This is a genomic window from Streptococcus parasanguinis (assembly GCF_032163505.1).
In the GTDB taxonomy this organism is placed as follows: Bacteria; Bacillota; Bacilli; order Lactobacillales; family Streptococcaceae; genus Streptococcus; species Streptococcus parasanguinis_V.
In genome coordinates, this window is sequence record NZ_CP134147.1 from 1,179,773 (window position 1) to 1,198,047 (window position 18,275).

20 protein-coding genes are annotated in these 18,275 nt (G+C 43.5%); 3 read left to right on the plus strand and 17 right to left on the minus strand.

What is annotated here, in order from left to right; all coding sequences use genetic code 11:
• Positions 1-7: 7 nt before the first annotated feature.
• Positions 8-1,285 carry a pyrimidine-nucleoside phosphorylase gene (locus tag RIN70_RS06060; protein ID WP_272144158.1) on the minus strand — a complete coding sequence of 426 codons (1,278 nt, stop codon included), beginning with the start codon at positions 1,283-1,285 and terminating at the stop codon, positions 8-10.
• Entirely contained in the window at positions 1,282-1,875 is a 594-nt protein-coding gene (locus RIN70_RS06065; protein ID WP_037599331.1) for a class I SAM-dependent methyltransferase, read from the minus strand. The genes RIN70_RS06060 and RIN70_RS06065 overlap by 4 nt, the downstream gene beginning before the upstream one ends.
• Before the next feature lie 90 nt (positions 1,876-1,965).
• Between RIN70_RS06065 and coaA the strand changes: the two genes are divergently transcribed.
• From coaA to RIN70_RS06080, 3 genes are all read left to right on the plus strand, one after another.
• Positions 1,966-2,886 carry a type I pantothenate kinase gene (coaA, locus tag RIN70_RS06070; protein ID WP_272144160.1) on the plus strand — a complete coding sequence of 307 codons (921 nt, stop codon included), beginning with the start codon at positions 1,966-1,968 and terminating at the stop codon, positions 2,884-2,886.
• Between the two features lie 96 nt (positions 2,887-2,982).
• Positions 2,983-3,231, plus strand: coding sequence for a 30S ribosomal protein S20 (gene rpsT, locus RIN70_RS06075; RefSeq protein ID WP_003007640.1), 249 nt, complete (start codon positions 2,983-2,985; stop codon positions 3,229-3,231).
• 65 nt (positions 3,232-3,296) lie between these two features.
• A complete protein-coding gene (locus RIN70_RS06080; protein ID WP_070675621.1) occupies positions 3,297-3,806 on the plus strand; it encodes a DNA topology modulation protein in 510 nt (169 codons plus the stop codon).
• 30 nt (positions 3,807-3,836) lie between these two features.
• On the opposite strand, the gene ldcB is transcribed toward RIN70_RS06080, so the two are convergent.
• The 15 genes from ldcB to RIN70_RS06155 all read right to left on the minus strand — a co-directional run bounded on the left by ldcB (position 3,837) and on the right by RIN70_RS06155 (position 18,273).
• Positions 3,837-4,616 carry an LD-carboxypeptidase LdcB/DacB gene (ldcB, locus tag RIN70_RS06085; RefSeq protein WP_003011416.1) on the minus strand — a complete coding sequence of 260 codons (780 nt, stop codon included), beginning with the start codon at positions 4,614-4,616 and terminating at the stop codon, positions 3,837-3,839.
• 9 nt (positions 4,617-4,625) lie between these two features.
• On the minus strand, positions 4,626-6,413 hold the full coding sequence (locus RIN70_RS06090) for a TcaA second domain-containing protein (protein WP_176745650.1): 1,788 nt from the start codon (positions 6,411-6,413) through the stop codon (positions 4,626-4,628).
• Between the two features lie 66 nt (positions 6,414-6,479).
• On the minus strand, positions 6,480-7,553 hold the full coding sequence (locus RIN70_RS06095) for a DUF6574 domain-containing protein (protein WP_313790448.1): 1,074 nt from the start codon (positions 7,551-7,553) through the stop codon (positions 6,480-6,482).
• Positions 7,554-7,946: 393 nt separating this feature from the next.
• Complete coding sequence (locus RIN70_RS06100; RefSeq protein ID WP_049491834.1) at positions 7,947-8,231, minus strand: rhodanese-like domain-containing protein; 285 nt, start codon at positions 8,229-8,231, stop codon at positions 7,947-7,949.
• Positions 8,232-8,251: 20 nt separating this feature from the next.
• Positions 8,252-8,743 (minus strand): prolyl-tRNA synthetase associated domain-containing protein, encoded by a 492-nt coding sequence (locus tag RIN70_RS06105; protein WP_272144169.1) that lies wholly within the window; start codon positions 8,741-8,743, stop codon positions 8,252-8,254.
• A gap of 12 nt (positions 8,744-8,755) precedes the next feature.
• Positions 8,756-9,340, minus strand: a complete 585-nt coding sequence (locus tag RIN70_RS06110) for a uracil-DNA glycosylase family protein (RefSeq protein WP_272144171.1) — start codon at positions 9,338-9,340, stop codon at positions 8,756-8,758.
• A 52-nt stretch (positions 9,341-9,392) separates the two neighbouring features.
• Positions 9,393-10,799 carry a dipeptidase PepV gene (gene pepV / locus RIN70_RS06115; RefSeq protein WP_272144173.1) on the minus strand — a complete coding sequence of 469 codons (1,407 nt, stop codon included), beginning with the start codon at positions 10,797-10,799 and terminating at the stop codon, positions 9,393-9,395.
• Positions 10,800-10,833: 34 nt separating this feature from the next.
• On the minus strand, positions 10,834-11,439 hold the full coding sequence (locus RIN70_RS06120; protein WP_003001591.1) for a nitroreductase family protein: 606 nt from the start codon (positions 11,437-11,439) through the stop codon (positions 10,834-10,836).
• Between the two features lie 149 nt (positions 11,440-11,588).
• Positions 11,589-12,431 carry a metallophosphoesterase family protein gene (locus RIN70_RS06125; protein WP_272144178.1) on the minus strand — a complete coding sequence of 281 codons (843 nt, stop codon included), beginning with the start codon at positions 12,429-12,431 and terminating at the stop codon, positions 11,589-11,591.
• Between the two features lie 10 nt (positions 12,432-12,441).
• The gene (gene uvrC / locus RIN70_RS06130) at positions 12,442-14,277 is read right to left on the minus strand and encodes an excinuclease ABC subunit UvrC (RefSeq protein ID WP_272144180.1); all 1,836 of its coding nucleotides are present in this window, start codon (positions 14,275-14,277) and stop codon (positions 12,442-12,444) included.
• Between the two features lie 200 nt (positions 14,278-14,477).
• Positions 14,478-15,461, minus strand: a complete 984-nt coding sequence (locus RIN70_RS06135) for a CPBP family intramembrane glutamic endopeptidase (protein ID WP_272144182.1) — start codon at positions 15,459-15,461, stop codon at positions 14,478-14,480.
• Positions 15,458-16,078, minus strand: coding sequence for a TIGR01906 family membrane protein (locus RIN70_RS06140; protein WP_272144184.1), 621 nt, complete (start codon positions 16,076-16,078; stop codon positions 15,458-15,460). Before RIN70_RS06140 ends, RIN70_RS06135 begins: the two co-directional genes overlap by 4 nt.
• Complete coding sequence (locus RIN70_RS06145; RefSeq protein ID WP_223141805.1) at positions 16,071-16,841, minus strand: TIGR01457 family HAD-type hydrolase; 771 nt, start codon at positions 16,839-16,841, stop codon at positions 16,071-16,073. Before RIN70_RS06145 ends, RIN70_RS06140 begins: the two co-directional genes overlap by 8 nt.
• Complete coding sequence (locus RIN70_RS06150; protein WP_049491863.1) at positions 16,842-17,528, minus strand: hypothetical protein; 687 nt, start codon at positions 17,526-17,528, stop codon at positions 16,842-16,844.
• Entirely contained in the window at positions 17,518-18,273 is a 756-nt protein-coding gene (locus RIN70_RS06155) for an acyl-ACP thioesterase domain-containing protein (RefSeq protein WP_272144190.1), read from the minus strand. Before RIN70_RS06155 ends, RIN70_RS06150 begins: the two co-directional genes overlap by 11 nt.
• Positions 18,274-18,275 lie beyond the last annotated feature (2 nt).

Genomic DNA, 18,275 nt, shown 5'->3' on the forward strand with positions numbered 1-18,275 from the left:
GAGCTGCTTAAGATATTATTTCAATAATTTCTTTAACGCTTTCAGCCCTTTCTAGTATTTTAACATTTTTTTTGAATTCTGTAACGCCTTCTTGTGAATTTTTTTCATTCATGAAAATACGGGCAATGCGTTCCCCTTTTTTGACGCGCTCTCCCACTTTTTTGTCAAACACAATTCCTGTTTCGTAATCGAGGGGATCCGATTTGACAGCACGGCCAGCACCCAATCGCATTGCAAACAAGCCAAACTCCATGGCAGGTAAAGCAGCAATGACGCCATCTTGGTCCGCTGTTACTTCAAGGACCTGAGACACTTTGACGGGACGATGCAAATCCTCTAAGTCTCCACCTTGAGCTGCGACCATTTCTTCAAACTTCGCTAAGGCTTGACCATTGGTCAAGTGTTCATGGATGGCCTCGATCGATTGATCTACATTGGCCAATTTCAACATGATTTGCGCTAATTCACAAATAAACTCTGTCACATCAGCGCGCCCCTGTCCTTTCAGAATATCAAAGGCTTCCAAAATCTCTAAACGATTGCCAATGCTAGTTCCCAAAGGTTGGCTCAGATCTGTAATGACAGCGATGGTTTTCCGACCCACTGCATTTCCAAGATCCACCATGGTACGGGCTAAGCGACGAGCATCCTCAATATTCTTCATAAAGGCACCTTCTCCAACGGTGACATCGAGAAGGATGGCATCTGCTCCAGCAGCAATTTTCTTACTCATGACGGAGCTAGCAATCAAAGGAATGGTATCCACTGTCGCCGTCACGTCCCGAAGAGCATACAAGAGTTTATCTGCTTTCACAAGTTGATCAGATTGACCAATAACCGATAAGCCGATCTCCTGCACCTGCTGGATAAATTCCTCTTGAGTCCGCTCAATTTGGAATCCTTTAATGGATTCCAACTTATCGATGGTTCCACCTGTGTGGCCTAAGCCACGACCGCTCATTTTAGCAACCGGCACACCAAAACTTGCAACCAAAGGCACCAAGACCAAGGTCACCTTGTCTCCGACACCACCAGTCGAGTGTTTGTCCACCTTGATCCCTGGAATAGCTGACAGATCAAACTGTTGCCCCGTTTGGACCATCTTCATGGTCATATGAGAGATTTCTTCTGTCGTCATCCCTTTAAAATAAACAGCCATAGCAAAAGCGGACATTTGGTAATCTGGAACCGTTCCAGCCACATAGCCCTCAATCAGCCATTCAATTTCTTCCTTGTTTAAGGCAAGACCATCTCTTTTTTTCTGAATGATATCTACTGCTCTCATGATTCTTTCTCGCTTCTTAAAATATAATAGCCTTTGTCTTTTTTTACGGTCTCACAATTGCCAAACGTCTCTTCCATCTTGGCCTTAGCGCTCGGAGCTCCTTGTTTTTTCTGAATGACAATGGTCAAATCTCCACCTGGTTTCAAATGTTCAAAACTACCAGTGATCACTTGGTGAACCACTTTCTTACCAGCTCGGATCGGCGGATTACTGATCACATGGTCAAAAAACCCTTCTACTGCTTCATAGACATCCGAAGAAAAGATCTGAGCTTCCACGCCATTTCGGCTGGCATTTTTCTTAGCCAAGTCCAGTGCCCGCTCATTGACATCGACCATGGTCACTGCAACTCCCTGAGCTTTAGCGAGAGAGAGGCCGATTGGTCCATAGCCACAGCCAACATCAAGGACACTTTCTCCTTCTTGAAAATCCAGGGTTGATAAGAGCACCTGACTTCCATAGTCAATCATTTTTTTACTAAAGACGCCGGCGTCCGTATAGAAATTCATCTTTTGCCCCAATAAAACAACAGCCAGATCATGAATATCATGGGCTGCATCTGGGTTTACATCGAAATACATTTTACTCATAAGGTTATTTTATCATAATTCACTCCTTTTTTAAATCGTTTACATGACCTCTAAAAATTGGTATACTAAAGACTACAATAGGAGTGACATATGGACAAAGAATTTCTACATTTTGAAAAAATTAATCGGGAAACGTGGCAAAATTTGCACCGCAAAACCACCCCACCTCTCTCTCAAACAGAGCTCAATTCTATTAAAAGTTTTAACGACCGCATCAACCTCCAGGATGTACGTGACGTCTACCTGCCTTTGACAAACCTGATTGGAATCTACAAGCGTTCCAAAGAAGATTTGGCCTTCTCAAAAGGTATTTTTCTCCAAAAAACGAGTGAACGCCAACCCTTTATCATTGGGGTTTCAGGGAGCGTTGCGGTTGGAAAATCCACCACTAGCCGTCTCCTTCAAATCCTGCTGTCACGAACCTTTGAAGGCTCGACAGTAGAATTGGTGACAACGGATGGCTTTCTCTATCCAAATGCTATCTTAAAAGAACAAGAGATCCTCAATCGAAAAGGATTTCCGGAAAGCTATGATATGGAATTGCTCCTTGATTTTCTCAATCAAATTAAAAACAACAAGAGCGTAGAAATCCCTGTCTATTCCCACGAAATATACGATATTGTTCCAGATGAGAAGCAAACCATTTTACCAGCTGATTTTGTCATTGTCGAAGGGATCAATGTCTTTCAAAATCCACAAAATGACAGTCTCTATATGACCGATTTCTTTGATTTTTCGATCTATGTGGATGCTGCAGTGGATGATATCGAATCTTGGTATATCGATCGCTTCCAAAAACTCCTTACATTAGCTCAGAATGATCCCAATAACTACTACTATCGATTTACAGAGCAACCCCTAGAAGAAGTTTTAAGCATAGCCCATCAGGTCTGGGAATCCATTAATTTAGTCAACTTGCAACATTACATCCAACCAACCAGAAACCGGGCTGATCTGATTCTCCATAAAGCAACCAACCATGAAATCGACGAAATTTATCTCAAACGTTAGATAAAATGGCCTGTTAACGGTACTTTTTTAAGGAAAAGCTATTTTAGGCTTGTCAAATCTTAACTTTTCATATATAATGAGATAGTTAGATTATCAATGGAGGTGAATAACTTGGCAAACATTAAATCAGCTATCAAACGCGCTGAATTGAACGTTAAACAAAACGAAAAAAACTCAGCTCAAAAATCAGCTATGCGTACTGCAATCAAAGCTTTTGAAGCAAACCCATCTGAAGAACTTTACCGCGCTGCTAGCTCAGCTATCGATAAAGCAGAAACTAAAGGTTTGATCCACAAGAACAAAGCTAGCCGTGATAAAGCACGTCTTGCAGCTAAACTTGGTTAATCAAGAACAGCATAAAAATCAAGCTCTCCGGAGCTTTTTTTGTGCCTATTTTTTGAGAGGTGCTTATGAAAATTGTTATTATCGGCTATTCTGGATCTGGAAAGTCTACTTTGGCTGAAAACTTAGCCCGCCACTACTGCATTCCCAAGCTACATATGGACACCCTTCAATTTCAACCCGGTTGGATAGACAGTGACCGGGATTGGATGGAAGGTGAGATGAGACAGTTTCTCAGCGATCATAAAGACTGGGTCATTGATGGTAATTACTCTTGGTGCTGCTATGAGGAGAGAATGGAGCAAGCCGACCAGATTATCTTTCTCAACTTCTCTCGTTGGAACTGCCTCTTTAGAGCCTGGAAACGATACCGCCGTTATAAAGGCCAGGTCCGTGAGAGTATGGCGGCAGGTTGCCCCGAACGCTTTGACTGGGAATTCATCCGTTGGATCCTTTGGGACGGACGAACAAAAAGTGCCAGAGAAAGGTATCAAAACATCCACTCCACCTACCCCGAAAAATTTATCTCTCTCAAGAACCAAAAAGAGCTGGATGAGTTTCTAAAAAACATACAATAAAAAGGTTGGGATATCTATCCCAACCTTTTCTTATTTATCAACGTAATCGCCACCGGTAAAGCCATAGTATTCTTCCAGACTCAAGCCTGAATCTGCGATATCTTGTGCTTCTTTTCCGATATAGCGGAGATGCCAGCTTTCTGGCATGTAGCCTGTCACTTTTTCTTTTCCTTCTTGGTAACGAACCACAAAGCCATATTTAGCGGCGTTCTTGAGCAACCACTTACTTGGTCCAGGTTCTGTCACCAGATTACCACTGGTATCGATCAAATCAAAGGTCAAACCTGTCTGGTGTTCACTATAACCCGGTCTTGCAGAATAACGATCGGCGGCTTCCTGACCATCTTGATTGACATAGTTTTGATAGAGACCAACTTGGGTGTCGTAGCTACGAAAACCACTATATTGGTCACTGATTGGATATCCTTCTGCCTGCATGGCTGCGATCAATTCATGAAGGGCTGAAACAGCTTCAGGATCTTCACCTGGGTTAAAGTCAGGCGACAAGGGATAATGTTTGTTGGCGATCATGACCTCACCATATTTCCCTTTGACACTATAGTAAGAACCATTATAGCTCACACCAGAGTCCACTTTCACATCTGACTTACCAGCTTTTGACGACTCTTCTTTTCCTGTCTCTTTTGACGTATCCTTTGCAGAAGACGTTTCTTTGGAAGACTTGGTTTGCGTTTGTTTAGTTTCTTCTTTTGCAGAAGATTTAGAACTAGTGGATTGAGATTGGGAGCAAGCTGTCAGGGTTAACAAGGCAACTGTCACCAAAGTTAATTTGGAAAATCTTGCTTTCATGGGAATCTCCTATGATTCTTTTGTTACGACAATATCCGTAATCACATAACTTGCACCTACTTTTTTCAAAGTGTAGGTCTTGTACTTGCGGTTTTGTGAATCTGGATGGCTATCTGTATAATGCACGGTAAAGTCTTCATAAGTCTTGATCGTTACCACACCATTTTCTTCAGTGACACTTTGAATGTCCAAAGCTCCTGGAGTATAGTAGTCAATTTTAGCCTTTCGAACACCATCACCAGTTGTGAACTCAACCATATCCTTGTAGGCTTGACTTTGTGTGTCATAGTATTTAGAGTAGGTGTTGTTTCGATTTGAAACTGAGCTAAAGACAGCGTCGCGGTACTCTTTCAAGAACTCTTCCGCCAAGGTCCGATTTTGTTCTTCTTTGGCTGCTTGCGCTTTCTTAGCATCTTGTGCACTCTTGATGCGTTTTAGGGTATCTTTGGCTAGTTTAAGTTCGATCGGATCGTTCTCACCCTCTTCAATCGTCACCTTAGCCTTCTCAGTTGTATAGGTTTCCCCATTCATGTTGAAGACAGCATGTACTTCAATTTCTTGATAAGGGATGCTATCTACTTCAAAGGTCGTGCTGGTTCCGACTTCTTTGCCGTTGACTACAACCTTCACATCCGTTGGGTTTTCAACCTCATCAGGGAACTCAACTTCTAAATTGCGTTTTTCAGAATTCAACTGCAATTCTAAGTTGTTCTTAGTTGCTTTTTTAGGATTGAGATGGATCTTAGAAGTGACATTTCCGACCTCTGTTTTAGCAGTCAATTCCATTTCTTTTGTATTGTAATGGAAAGAACCAAGATCTGTCACTGCATCTTTTTTCAAGGTTACCGTTTTATTGGCAGCCACTTTGAGTTTGGCTTGGTCCAAATTGGTCTTGACCTTGACTTGTACTGGATAGCTGGCTACACGGTATTCTTGGAAGATCCCAAATTTCTTGTCTGCTTTTTCCAAACCAAAGATCTTGTTTCCAGATTTATCCGTATAGCTGCCTTCTCCACCATTATCGATGATCTTGTTCAACTCTGTGCCGATATCGACTCCTTGATCTTCCATGCTGGTGATAAAGCTTTCGGCTTCATCCTTTGTCCATTTATCGTTATCGGTTGAAAGTAGGTCTGCTGCTTCGCGATAATCCTTGGTGTCCACTGCCTTAATAAATTTATCTGCTGTCACTTCGACACGTGTTGTAGACTGGAAGTAAAAGAAGGCTGCTACCAAAGCGATCACAAGGACTGCAATAGCAGAAATAATCCCAATTTTCTTCTCGGAAAGTTTCTTTCCACCCTTCGTTTTCGGGGCCTTTTGTTTTTTCTGAACTGGACCTGCTTCTGTGACATTTGGACCAGCAAAGACCTGCGTTTGCTCAGCAGCAAGTGGAGCCGTATACTCTTGAGTCGGCTGTTGAGGCACATATTCCTGTGTTACATCTGTTGAATCTGGGTTCGCAAATTCTGCTTCAGGCACAGGTCCTACAAAAAACTCGAAGTTTTGACTTTTAGCTGCGGTAAATTCTTCTGCACTCGGCTTGCGGCCATAGGTTTCTTCAAAATGTTGCAACCAAGCCTGACGAGCTGCTAGAAGTGGATCAACATTCTTCACTTCTTCAACTGGTTCAACCACTGGTTTCTCAACAGGAGCTACTTCCTCTGCTGGGGCATTTCCTGCGATAGACTGAATTTGTTTCAAATCAAATCCACAAGCTTTCCCAGCCATAAACTCTTCTGGTGACGGTTTGCGACCAATCACTTTTTCAAATAATTCAACCCATTTCTTTTGCATGGATCTCTTCTCCCTCATTATAAAATAGGGAAAGTGGGTTCCCCCACCTTCCGTTTTGTGATATTGTTAGAATCCAAAGTTAGAGAAATTTGGAGCACTTGGAATAAATCCAATAGCTACTTGTTCTAAAATACGAGCATTCACATAAATGACAAAGATAGCAATGAGAAGCAAGACAACAGATGATGCTACTAGAAGCAAGAATTTATCTGCTTTAAAGCTTGTCTTGTTCAATCCTTGATGAACGACATAGCATGTTCCAACAAAGAACAAGAAGAAAATAAGGAAGTTTACAAAGCCATAAAATTCATAAACTTTTACAAGACCTACTAAGAAAGCAAGAAGGGCAAGTGGCAAAGTGTAAACAGACAAACGTCCAAACTCTTCAAATGAACGACCGTAACTGTATTCCTTATCTTGAAGAACCACACGACGAACAAAGAATCCAGCTACTTGGAAGGCGTAAACGCTAAAGAATAGGGAAATCAATGTCAACATAAAGGCACGGAAATCCATTCCATAACCGCCTGTAAATCCACTAGCTGTGAAGAAAGTTGATAGGGTCAAGACAAAGGCAGTTAAGACATACTGTAAAATTCCGTTAAGAGCTTTTGGATTTTCTACAGCTGTTGGACGTTTCAAAGCTGAAAGGAACCAATTCCAGTAACCACCAACGGCTACACCAAATTGACTTGGTTGGGCAGGATAAGGTTGTCCTGGTTGACCTTGGTAAGGAGCTTGTTGATAAGCTGCTTGAGTAGGTTGTTGGTAGGCTTGTTGTGGAGCTTGTTGGAAAGCAGGTCCATTCGTTGGAGCAGCTTGAGGGGCAGGCTCTTGAACTGGAGCTGCGACTGGTTCTTCTGTAGGAGCAGTTGGCGCTGCTGGTGCTGCTGGCGCTGCAACAAACTCTGGAGCTTGAGGAGCTGCTGGCGCTGCAACAAACTCTGGGGCTTGTGGAGCTGCTACTGGTTCTTCAACAGGGGCAGTTGGCGCTGCGACAAATTCTGGAGCTTGTGGGGTTTCTGGAACCACTACTTCTTCTTGAAATTCTCCTGCAGCCAGTGCTTGAGCAATTTCTTCTGCACTAGCAGAACGACCATTTACGGCTTCGAAATAATCCAGCCAATCTTGTTTTGACATAATGAATCTCCTTAACTATTGTTTATACTAGGGTATTATACAAAATTTCTGAACCATTTTCAATGAAAGACTGGAAAATCCCTGTAATATCTTTTGAAAAACATACAAATTCTACTCATTTTTAGAAATTAGTAAAGAAAACGAGGCTGGGCAAAAACTGTCCAGCCTTTGATGTTTAATAGGAATAAGTGCAAGACGCAGTGGTTGATTGGCATCTTTGTTCGCCTTTTAAGCTCCAAAGATGACCTAATGAGGGAAACAAAGTTTCCTTTATCCACAACCTTCAACAGTCTCCCAGACTGTTGAAGCTATGCGGAGGTGGGAAGATTGAAAAGGTTTGGGGAACCTTTTCAACTTTTTTTATCTTACGGAGTTCTTTCCCACTCCCGTTTCTTAGGATTCAAATGCATCCATGCCACCTTGGACGTTGGTCACATCGTAGCCTTGCTCTTCCAAAAATTGGCAAGCACGTGCTGAGCGTCGACCAGACTTGCAGATGACATAATAGGGATGTTCCTTCTCTAATTCCTGGTAGCGATTTGCTAACTCAGATAAGGGGAGAAGATGAACCCCATCTAAGTGAAGGGCATCATACTCTTCCTGCTCGCGTACATCAAGAGCCAATATGTCTCCTTTTTGATAAGCTTGGTAAAAGTTTGAAAATGGAATTTCTTTCATGATTTCTCCTGTAAGGTATGTTATGGAAGGGTTAGAATTTCATAGCTAAAGCCAATTGACTCTAAAAATCGGAACAAGTCTTGGGTTTTAATAAAGATCGTCTTTTCATTGGTATTGGGATGAAAGGTCATGATCTCCTCTGACACAATGTCTTTATCGAAATAGACACGAATATCTTTTTCTTCATTGTTCAATAAACCAAATGGAGAAACCGTACCTGGCGGTAATTGCATTTTTTCAGCTAAAGAATCTGCTGAAGCCATGCGGATCCGGTTGGCTTCCACTTGCTCTTTGAAATCATCCATATCCAATGGCTTCTGGTCATCCATGATGAGCAGATAGTATTGGGTTTTCTTCTTGTTGGTCAAAAACATGGACTTGGTCCGCACACCTTCTAAGCCTTCAATGTAAGAATCGGCCTGCTCAGTTGTGAATGCAGGTGGGTGTTCCACCACATCAAATGAAATGCCGAGTTCTTCCAATTTGTCTTTAACTTGTTGGTATGCATCCATCTTCGATCTCCTTTATTTTTGAATGATCTCTTGTACTAATGATTGCAATTCTGGCACCACCTCTGCCTCAAACCAAGGATTCTTAGCCATCCAGATTTGATTGCGAGGGGAAGGATGAACTAGTGGAAAATAGGTTGGTAAATAGTTCTTAAAATGCTGAACCCGTTCGGTTACCTTGCCACTCACCTTTTCATGAAGGTAGTAAGCTTGGGCATATTGTCCAATCAAGAGGGTCAACTCAATATCCGGACACTCCTTGAGAAGTTGAGGATGCCACTTTTCTGCAAAACCTTTGCGAGGGGGAAGGTCACCAGATTTCCCATGCCCTGGGAAATAAAAGTCCATGGGAATGACTGCAAACAAACCAGAATTGTAAAAGGTGTCTTCGTCAACTCCTAACCATTCGCGCAGTCGGTCACCACTCTTATCCTTCCAATAGAGTCCCGCTTCCTGAGTCTTGAGACCAGGAGCTTGTCCGATAATATTGATACGAGCAGTTTTTGGAGCTGCAAAGAGTGGCTCAATCCCTCTATCCGTATAAGCTTTATTTTGAGGGTCTGCCATAATGGCTTGTTTAATAGTTTCAATCCTTGACATAAGTCCTCCTTCTATGGAAAAACTCAGCCAGAAAACCTGGCCGAGTAGTGGATTATTTGATTAATTCGTAGATGGCTTCTGCGTAAATAGCTGCTGCACGATAGAGATCTTCAACATCTGCGAACTCATTAGCTTGGTGCATAGTATTGACATAGTCTGGGAACATAGCACCAAAGGCAACCCCACGTTTCAAGAGACGACCAAAGGTACCACCACCGATCACTTGTTCATGTCCTTTGAGGCCAGTTTGTTTTTCGTAAACACGCAAGAGGGTGGATACCAATTCATCATCCATCGGAACATAGTGAGGTGTGTGACCGTGGGCTGACAAGCTTACTGTAGCCACTCCTTCGATCTTTTCAAGGGTGGACTTGATGGTTTCAGGATCTGTACCTTGAGGGTACCGGATATTGAGGGCAATAGTATTGTCTGCTTGGCTGTCATCAAAATGGAAGACACCTGCATTCATGCTCAATGGTCCCATTTTGGCATCTGTATGGGCAATTCCTAATTTTTCACCAGCAAAATCTTCGTGAAGAAGTGAAGCTGTCACATGAAGGTAAGCCTTAGCAGCACCACCAAAATCAAATTGGTTCAACAAGAGAGCCAAGTAGGTCGCACCATTGATCCCATCTTCAGGAGTTGATCCGTGAGCAGATTTCCCGATAATCGTAACGGTATAGGTTTCTTCGTCAACAGTTGAGATTTCATACTGAAGCTGGTGTTCCTTGGCAAAAGCATCCAAGAGGCCAGCAAGATCTGGTAGTTGTCCAGAAACGACTGCAGTCGCTGACTCTGGTACCATGTTTTCACGAAGGCCACCTGTAAAGCTATGAAGATGGGCACTTCCTGTGTTATCATTTCCAAAATGAAGGTACTCAGTGATGTTTCCTTTTTCTCCATTGATGATTGGGAATTCCGCATCTGGTGAGAAGCCAAAATCTGGCTCGGGAAGTCCGACATGTTTGAAATAGTAATCCATGTCGCCCCAGCCCGATTCTTCATCCGTACCGACAACAAAGCGCACGCGCTTAGAAACAGGGAGTCCTAAGTCTTTAATGATCTTCAAACCATAGTAGCAGGCCATTGTAGGCCCTTTATCATCAGACGAACCACGCGCATAGAGCTTGCCATCAATAATTTCTGGTTTATATGGATCCGTCTTCCAGCCACTACCTGCAGGCACGACGTCCATATGGGCAAAGATTCCAAGCTCTTCTTTTCCTTCACCAAAAGTAAAGTGACCGGCATAATTGTCGACATTCTTGGTTTCATAGCCATCACGTTTGGCAATTTCCAAGAATTTTTCAAGAGCTTTTACAGGACCAGGTCCAAAAGGATGCTCCGCATCTGCCTTGCTGTCATCGCGTTCAGAATTGATTTTCAAGAGGCTATATAGGTCAGCCATCATCTCATCGCGACGTTTTTCTACTTCTGCTTTAAAGTCAACTGTTGTCATGAATTCCTCCTCGATCTTCTATTTGCTAATTGACTTAGCGTTTGTCAATGATTTCGTCCACTGGTAAGCGGTAGCTTGGCTCTACTTTTTCAGCCGCATAGCCAACCGTAATCAAAACTTCTGGACGGAAACGCTCTTCGATGTCCAATACTTCATTGATTTTCGATTTATCAAATCCCAAAATAATATTGGTTCCAATGCCTTGGTCTGTCAAAGCAAGTACCAAGTTCATGGCCACAAGACCAGCATTCAAAGCCAAGTAATCACTTGTTTGTTGGGCATCATAGCGTGCAAATTCAGCAGGAAGATTTTGCATAAAGTATTGCAACTGCTCATCTGTGAAGTTTTTCACCCCACCGACACGCGCAATCTTGCGAGCCCGTTTTTGCAAATCAGTATCTGTAAAGAGGGCGATGGTCACAGGTGCTTCCATGACTTGATCGTAGTTTGCACCATAGGCTAATTTTGCCAATTCAGCATTTTTTTGACGAACGACCACAAATTTCCAAGGCTGGCTATTGTGGGCACTAGGGGCCAAGGTTGCGATCTCAATGGCAGTCCGTACATCCTTTGGATCGACCGGTTGGTCAGTGAAATGCTTGATCGCATGGCGTTTTTTATTGAGCTCTAGAAATTTCATAAGCTTCTTCCTTTTCTATTTCTGTTACCTCTATTTTAACACAAAATGAAAGAGCTTGCAGGGTTTTACAGCCTAAGATTGTGAAAAAAGAAGCGGACATTTTGAACATCCGCCTCTTTTGGGATAGGTTGAATACACAAGAGATCTACCTATGATTCATTGAAAAAATTGAAATAGGCAGCTACTTCTTTGGCATAACCGTATTTCTCAATTAAGCCAGTTAGGAGCTCGATGTTATGACCCCGATAGTTATCCTCGCGTCTCAATTCTTCGTACATCTCAATAAAGGGAAGGCCCTTGTCCTTAGCATCTTGGAGCTCTGCTTCATAGTCATAGGCAACCTTACGAAATTGCAGGTTGGTCACCCCATCTTCTTCGACATCGATCAGAGCATATTGAGCTCTGTGGTTTTGAATTGGTTCCCAGTCAAAATAAGGCATGCCAATAGTTCCTGGATTAAGAATCTGTTGGCCCTGACTGCCATAGCGAAGCAACTGCTTGTGGACATGACCGTAGATCGCCAGATCCGTCTGGTCATCCAGCAGTTGGTCAAAGTTCTCCGTCGCATTAGCTGGACGCAAGTCTCCACCATAATTCTTTTCTGGCAAATTGTGGGTCAGTGAGAAGCGAATACCGTTGACCTCCTTTTTCTCTACCAAAGGAAGGGAGCGAAGCCAATCGATCCGCTTAGGATCTAGTCCTTCCATGAGGTACTGAGTGAGACGAAGAAGCTGGATCTCCTGCGGATCCTCAAGTCCGTACACGCCATCCAAGGCCTCTAGGACACAATCGTCCCAATTTCCACGAACAGCCGCTGTAATCGGAATCGCATCCAGCAACTCAAAAAGGTCCTCTCTTCCAGGCCCCGGTAGCAAAATGTCCCCCAAAAGCCAGTATTCCGTTGCGCCTAGAGCACGCGCATCCGCAATCACTGCCTCCAGGGCTGTCGTATCTCCGTGGATATCAGATAAAATAGCGATTCGATGGTTCATTTTAAACTCCTTATGATTGGTATGATTCAGAATCCTCCGCAACTTCCATCAAGAGACTTGCTTCTTCTTGCTTTCCTTGATGGAGCTTAGCTTGCACCGCTTCAGCCACTGCTCGTGGGATGCCAACTGTGACGATCTCATCTACAGTAGCTTCTTTGATTTTGGTCAGTGACTTGAAGTGTTTCATCAGCAACTGCTTGCGTTTTGGTCCCAAGCCTTCGATCCCATCCAGCTGGGAGGAAAAGGAATTCTTGGATCGGAGCTGGCGGTGGAAGGTGATGGCGAAACGGTGGACTTCATCCTGAATTCGTTGGAGGAGGAAAAATTCCTGCGAGGTCCGAGAGAGTTCGATGACTTGGAGAGGATCGCCAAAGAGCAATTCATGGGTCTGGTGCTTGTCATTCTTTTGCAGGCCTGCAATGGGAATATCCAGCCCCAACTCCTCTTGAATGACTTGCTTAGCGATATTAACCTGGCCCTGACCCCCATCGATGACGATCAGATCTGGTGGCGTCAGGCCATCCCGCATGACCCGGCTGTAGCGTCTGCGAATGACCTCCCGCATGCTGGCATAGTCGTCTGGCCCGACGACGGTCTTGATCTTGTACTTGCGGTAGTCCTTTTTGCTTGGCTTCCCATTGACAAAGACCACCATGGCTGAGACCGGACTGGTCCCCATGATGTTGGAGTTGTCAAAAGATTCAATACGCACAGGAGTTGGGATTTGCAGGAGTTTTCCAAGATTTTCAATAGCACCTTGGGTCTTTTCCATGGATTTTTCAAGGAGATTAAACTTCTGCTCCAGACTGACACGCGCATTCTTGATGGCCAGATTGACCAACTGCTTCTTCTCCCCACGCTGGGGCTTGAGAACCTTGGTATCCACTAGGGCCTTGACCGCTTCCTCATCGATATCTTGAGGGATCAGGATTTCATTAGGGATCAGGTGAGATTTCTCCTGGTAAAACTGCCCCACATAGGTCAAGAAATCCTCGTCCGGATCATTGTAGTAAGGAAAAAGGTTGACGTCGCGCTCGATCAGCTTGCCCTGACGGACAAAGAAGACCTGCACACACATCCAGCCCTTGTCCACGTAGTAGCCAAAGACATCCCGGTTCTGCAAATCCTTAGCCATGACCCGCTGTTTGGTCCGCAGGGTCCCAATAGCTTGGATCAGATCCCGATACTCGGCTGCCCGCTCGAATTCCATGTTTTGCGCAGCGGAATTCATCTTGAGCTTGAGCTCATCGATAATCTTATCATCCTGCCCCTTGAGGAAATCAGAAACCTCCTGGGCCATGCCCTTGAAATAGGCCTCGTCCTTGTGGCAAACCGTGTGGGCCATACATTGCCCCAGATGATAGTAAAAGCAGACCTTGGAAGGCGGATTGGTACACTTGCGGAAAGGGAAAATCCGATCCAAAAGCCGCTTGATCTCATTGGCCGCTCCTACGTCTGGATAAGGACCAAAATAGAGACCACCATCCTTTTTGACCTGGCGCGTGATGATAAGACGGGGATAGCGCTCATTGGTAATCTTGATGAAGGGATAGGACTTATCATCCTTGAGCATGATATTGTATTTGGGCTTGTTCTCCTTGATGAGGTTGATCTCAAGAAGCAAGGCCTCAATATTAGACTCAGTGACGATAAATTCAAAATCCACAATCTCAGATACCAGCGCTTCCGTCTTGGTATCGTGGCTCCCTCTGAAATAGGACCGCACCCGGTTGCGAAGATTCTTGGCCTTCCCCACATAGATGATGGTTCCGTTCTTATCTTTGTGAATGTAACAGCCCGGACTCGTCGGCAAGAGCTCGAGCTTGGATTTAATCAAGTTATTCATACTCTCTATTATAGCAAAAAAAGAGGGAGCTAGTCCCTCTGTATTATATCTGTATTTTTTATATTCATCTTCACCAAGTTAAAAAAATGTTTAAAAGATAGATCAGACATCCAATCTCAATCCTTTAGCTTAACTTGACCTTTTTCATAGCAAAAAAGAGGGGTCTCAAAGGATCCCCCTTTACTAGCAATCGATAAACTTTATCCTTTGAGATTAGCCATCTGGAAGATCGGAATCACATAAGGAACAATAGACATCAGGATAGTGAATAACACGAAGAACCAGAACCAGAAGGAAGCGAGGGCACGCTGGAAAACTCCCGGTTGAGGTTTATTGACCTGAATATAAGCCTTGATAGCTGGCCATTTAGTCGCAATAACCACTATCATGACAATGGAACCAATAGCTAAAACACCAATTTGGAGCCAATTCGCTAGTCCCTCGTCCACATGATAGGCCACATAATGCAAGCCTTGGGAAATCACAAAGTTATTGAAAATGTGATAGAAAATAGCCCACCAGATATTGTATTCAAAGGCAATGTAGCCGAAACCTAGACCAATGATACTTGCGAAAAAGAGCTGGTCAAAATTGGCATGGAAGAGACCAAACAAGATAGCCGTCATGACAATGGCAAAGACCTTGCCATACCGTTCCAAGCCACGCAAGCCAGCTCCACGGAAGAAGAATTCCTCTGTGATTGGACCAAAAAAGCCAGCATACAAGAGCATGGTCCATGATCGCTCAATCGTATCACCTAGATCTGGTGTTGGAGAATGAAGGCCAATGGTCTCAAACATCCGCTCAATCACTTGTGTCATCACAGATGAAAAGACTTGAGAAAAGCCAAGAAAGGCGAGAAGAATAAAGAAGACTGAAAGAGTCATCTTACGTCCCTTGTGCTTGAGATCATATTTATAAAGGGCCTTCTTGCGATAGGCATTAAAGAGAAAGAGTCCAATGGAAATAGAGATAAGATAGGGAATACCAGCCCAAACATTCAGGGCATTGAGTTTCTCCGTTACTTGACTTGGATCTTTTCTGAGAGAGCCTGCAATGGTCAATCCAAGGAGGACTTCCCACAGGACGGTTACCAAGGTCATTACCAAGAGATAAATGGCAAGTGTCCCGGAATACCTTCCTATATCTTTTTTAGGGTCTAATAATCGGTTGTATTGGTTCATTTCTTCCTCCTAGAAAATAGATAAAAACTTGCACACATTCCTTCGTATAAGACAAAGAAAATCAAAAAGGCATGCATAAAGTAGTCTTCTGGTAATGCAAGAATAATCGAATCCACGCGCGGATCAAAGAGCCAAGTACTGTCCCCAGCAAATAAGACCTGATGAAAGAGCGTAAAGAATTGATCAAAGCCAATCATAACAGCTATCACTGCAAGCACCACTGGTAAAACCATCATCCAAAAGAAGAGACTACGGTACAAGGTAAGGTAGCCTTTTTTGACAACTGTCCGCATAAACTGGATAAAACCAGGGAGTGTGACCACGAAAACGACCGTCACTAAGTGAAATAGGTACTTGACGGCCTCAAAATGGTGCAGTCCATTTTTTGAAGAGGGGAATTGAGGCATCTTCAACACCCATTGAAAAGGATTGGTCAAGTAGTTCATCAAGACATTAAAATTCTTCATGATGACAGAAGCCGAAAAACCAGTCCGGCTTTGAATCCCCAACCAATGAATCTCCATGGGATAGAGGGCCCAAGCGAGAGCAATGGTGAGAAGGATTGCAGCTGACAAGATAAAGAAAAATAGGTTAATTGATTTCAAACTTTTAAGCATCAAAATCCCACTCCGCTAGACTGGCAACAACATGTGTCGGTGAGATTGGTAAGGTTGGCACTTCTTCTGGTTTGGTAAAACCTGTCGTCACCAAAAGGGTTGGAATCCCATTGTCAATACCTGCACGAATATCTGTTAGGTAGTTGTCGCCAACCATAACCACTTCTTCTCTTTCAAGACCCAAGTGTTCAATGGCCTTATCCATAATGATGGCCTTTGGTTTTCCAATGATCACAGGCTCGACCCGTGTCGCAGCCTCTACAAGCGCAATCAGGGATCCTGCTCCTGGCATCAAGCCACGCTCTGTTGGAATGTTCAGGTCCGGATTGGTCCCGATGAAGTGCGCTCCCTTTTGAATCGCCAAGGTCGCAATAGCAAACTTTTCATAATCCACTTGCCAATCGAGGCCAATCACCACATAATCAGGTGCTTCTTCATCGATGATATAGCCAGCTTCTTCAATAGCATCTTTGAGCCCCGCTTCTCCGATCACATAGACCTTTTTGCCCAAATTTTGGTCATTCATGTAGTCAATGGTCGCAAGGGTAGCTGTATAGATAGTCGAAACTGGGGTTTCAATATTGAAATGAGTCGCTAGCATATCCCGGACAGTCTCTGGTGTGCGGGTTGTATTGTTGGTCACAAAGAGATAGGGAATCTCACGCGCCTGCAGTTCATGAACAAAAGCTTCTCCTGCAGGAATTCGTGATTTTCCTTTGTAAATAGTGCCATCCAAATCAATCAAATAGCCCTTATAGTGCATTTATTCTTCCTTTTCTGTTTCCGTTTCGTCATGTAACTTCTCTGCATCGACTCGTCCACCAGAACCATATAAGAGCAATGCTCCAGCATAGAGGACAAATTGTAACACCAAACCTGTAAAATTAATCCCTTGACTTCCCGATTGGGTGAACAAGAAGGATGCTACCATGAGGATCACAATGGTCAATAACAAGCCTATCACGGTTGCCTGATCCACACTGATTTGATAAACCGTGCGTTTGGTGCTCCGATTTTTCCCGTCAGACTTAGTTTCTGGTTGCAAATTCTCCACAAAATCCGTCACTAAGGTCGCAGCGAGGCTGACTGTTGTGCTAAAGAGCACGCCTTGGGACAAGCGGTGATAGAAATTGGACCAGAAGGATCCTGATTGGCTAGTAATCCCAATCGAGAAGATCATGACCGGTAAAAGAAAGGCCAAGGTGAAATGGATCCAGACCCGATACCAGCGTACATCTTCTCTTAAAAAGCGATTAAAACTCTCTAAATTCAAGCGATAGCGGAAAAATTTATAAATTTCCTCTACTAGGATGATGCCCAAAGCACAAAGAGTCAAGAGCCAATCTCCCAACATGTACAAAGGGTTCTTTTGACGCTTGGCATAGGCCACAACCCGTTTTTGATAGCTTTCAAGTTCCTGTTTTTTATTTTTTAATCTTCTACTTTCCATAATTCCAACCCTTTTCTTCTACTTCTTCCCACTCAATTTCAGCTTGGGCATTGATCTGACCATCTGAAGTAATTTGGTGCTGAGTTTTCAAGCCCTCTTGTTCATATTGAGAGGTGATGAGACCTCCTGCCAGCACTTCTTTGACATATTTCAGATGAACTTTTTTAGGGACATGATGGGTCAAGAAGTCTGCTCCCATCACCTCAAAAACCCAGTCCAAGTACTTGCTATTGTTGACATGTCCGTTCATATCCAAGTCGTAAAACCGAACTCGGTATTCTTGTTCGACGCCGCCTTCTAATTCTTTGAAACGGGGACCGCGGAGCATGGTTTTTGAAAATTCAGAGTCAAAGGCATCCGTGATTTCACTCATAACAGGATGAACCTTGCGTGTATCACGATCCATCAAGACAAAGGTCGCGACCATCTCAATGATAGTATTTCCTGCTTCATCCTTGATATTAAAGGCCCGGTAGCAGAAAAGTCGATTGTGACTCTTGGCATAGGTTTCAATAGTGATTTTCTCATCAAAAACAGGGAGACGCTCGATCTTCATATTGTAATCCGTGATAATCCAGACTAGATTGTAATTCTCTAGAATGTACATATCACTCATGCCCAGCTCAATCGATTGCATGCCTGATACCTGCAAAGACAGCAAGATCAATTGCGGAATTTTTATAAATCCATTGACATCGCTCATATCAAAAGGAATTTTCATACTGTATTCAAATATTTTTGCCATCT

Excerpts from the sequence above, each read along its gene's own strand:
- RIN70_RS06060 (WP_272144158.1), bottom strand. The coding sequence starts at position 1,285 with ATGAGAGCAGTAGATATCATTCAGAAAAAAAGAGATGGTCTTGCCTTA.
- RIN70_RS06065 (WP_037599331.1), bottom strand. The coding sequence starts at position 1,875 with ATGAGTAAAATGTATTTCGATGTAAACCCAGATGCAGCCCATGATATT.
- coaA (WP_272144160.1), top strand. The coding sequence starts at position 1,966 with ATGGACAAAGAATTTCTACATTTTGAAAAAATTAATCGGGAAACGTGG.
- rpsT (WP_003007640.1), top strand. The coding sequence starts at position 2,983 with ATGGAGGTGAATAACTTGGCAAACATTAAATCAGCTATCAAACGCGCT.
- RIN70_RS06080 (WP_070675621.1), top strand. The coding sequence starts at position 3,297 with ATGAAAATTGTTATTATCGGCTATTCTGGATCTGGAAAGTCTACTTTG.
- ldcB (WP_003011416.1), bottom strand. The coding sequence starts at position 4,616 with ATGAAAGCAAGATTTTCCAAATTAACTTTGGTGACAGTTGCCTTGTTA.
- RIN70_RS06090 (WP_176745650.1), bottom strand. The coding sequence starts at position 6,413 with ATGCAAAAGAAATGGGTTGAATTATTTGAAAAAGTGATTGGTCGCAAA.
- RIN70_RS06095 (WP_313790448.1), bottom strand. The coding sequence starts at position 7,553 with ATGTCAAAACAAGATTGGCTGGATTATTTCGAAGCCGTAAATGGTCGT.
- RIN70_RS06100 (WP_049491834.1), bottom strand. The coding sequence starts at position 8,231 with ATGAAAGAAATTCCATTTTCAAACTTTTACCAAGCTTATCAAAAAGGA.
- RIN70_RS06105 (WP_272144169.1), bottom strand. The coding sequence starts at position 8,743 with ATGGATGCATACCAACAAGTTAAAGACAAATTGGAAGAACTCGGCATT.
- RIN70_RS06110 (WP_272144171.1), bottom strand. The coding sequence starts at position 9,340 with ATGTCAAGGATTGAAACTATTAAACAAGCCATTATGGCAGACCCTCAA.
- pepV (WP_272144173.1), bottom strand. The coding sequence starts at position 10,799 with ATGACAACAGTTGACTTTAAAGCAGAAGTAGAAAAACGTCGCGATGAG.
- RIN70_RS06120 (WP_003001591.1), bottom strand. The coding sequence starts at position 11,439 with ATGAAATTTCTAGAGCTCAATAAAAAACGCCATGCGATCAAGCATTTC.
- RIN70_RS06125 (WP_272144178.1), bottom strand. The coding sequence starts at position 12,431 with ATGAACCATCGAATCGCTATTTTATCTGATATCCACGGAGATACGACA.
- uvrC (WP_272144180.1), bottom strand. The coding sequence starts at position 14,277 with ATGAATAACTTGATTAAATCCAAGCTCGAGCTCTTGCCGACGAGTCCG.
- RIN70_RS06135 (WP_272144182.1), bottom strand. The coding sequence starts at position 15,461 with ATGAACCAATACAACCGATTATTAGACCCTAAAAAAGATATAGGAAGG.
- RIN70_RS06140 (WP_272144184.1), bottom strand. The coding sequence starts at position 16,078 with ATGCTTAAAAGTTTGAAATCAATTAACCTATTTTTCTTTATCTTGTCA.
- RIN70_RS06145 (WP_223141805.1), bottom strand. The coding sequence starts at position 16,841 with ATGCACTATAAGGGCTATTTGATTGATTTGGATGGCACTATTTACAAA.
- RIN70_RS06150 (WP_049491863.1), bottom strand. The coding sequence starts at position 17,528 with ATGGAAAGTAGAAGATTAAAAAATAAAAAACAGGAACTTGAAAGCTAT.
- RIN70_RS06155 (WP_272144190.1), bottom strand. The coding sequence starts at position 18,273 with ATGGCAAAAATATTTGAATACAGTATGAAAATTCCTTTTGATATGAGC.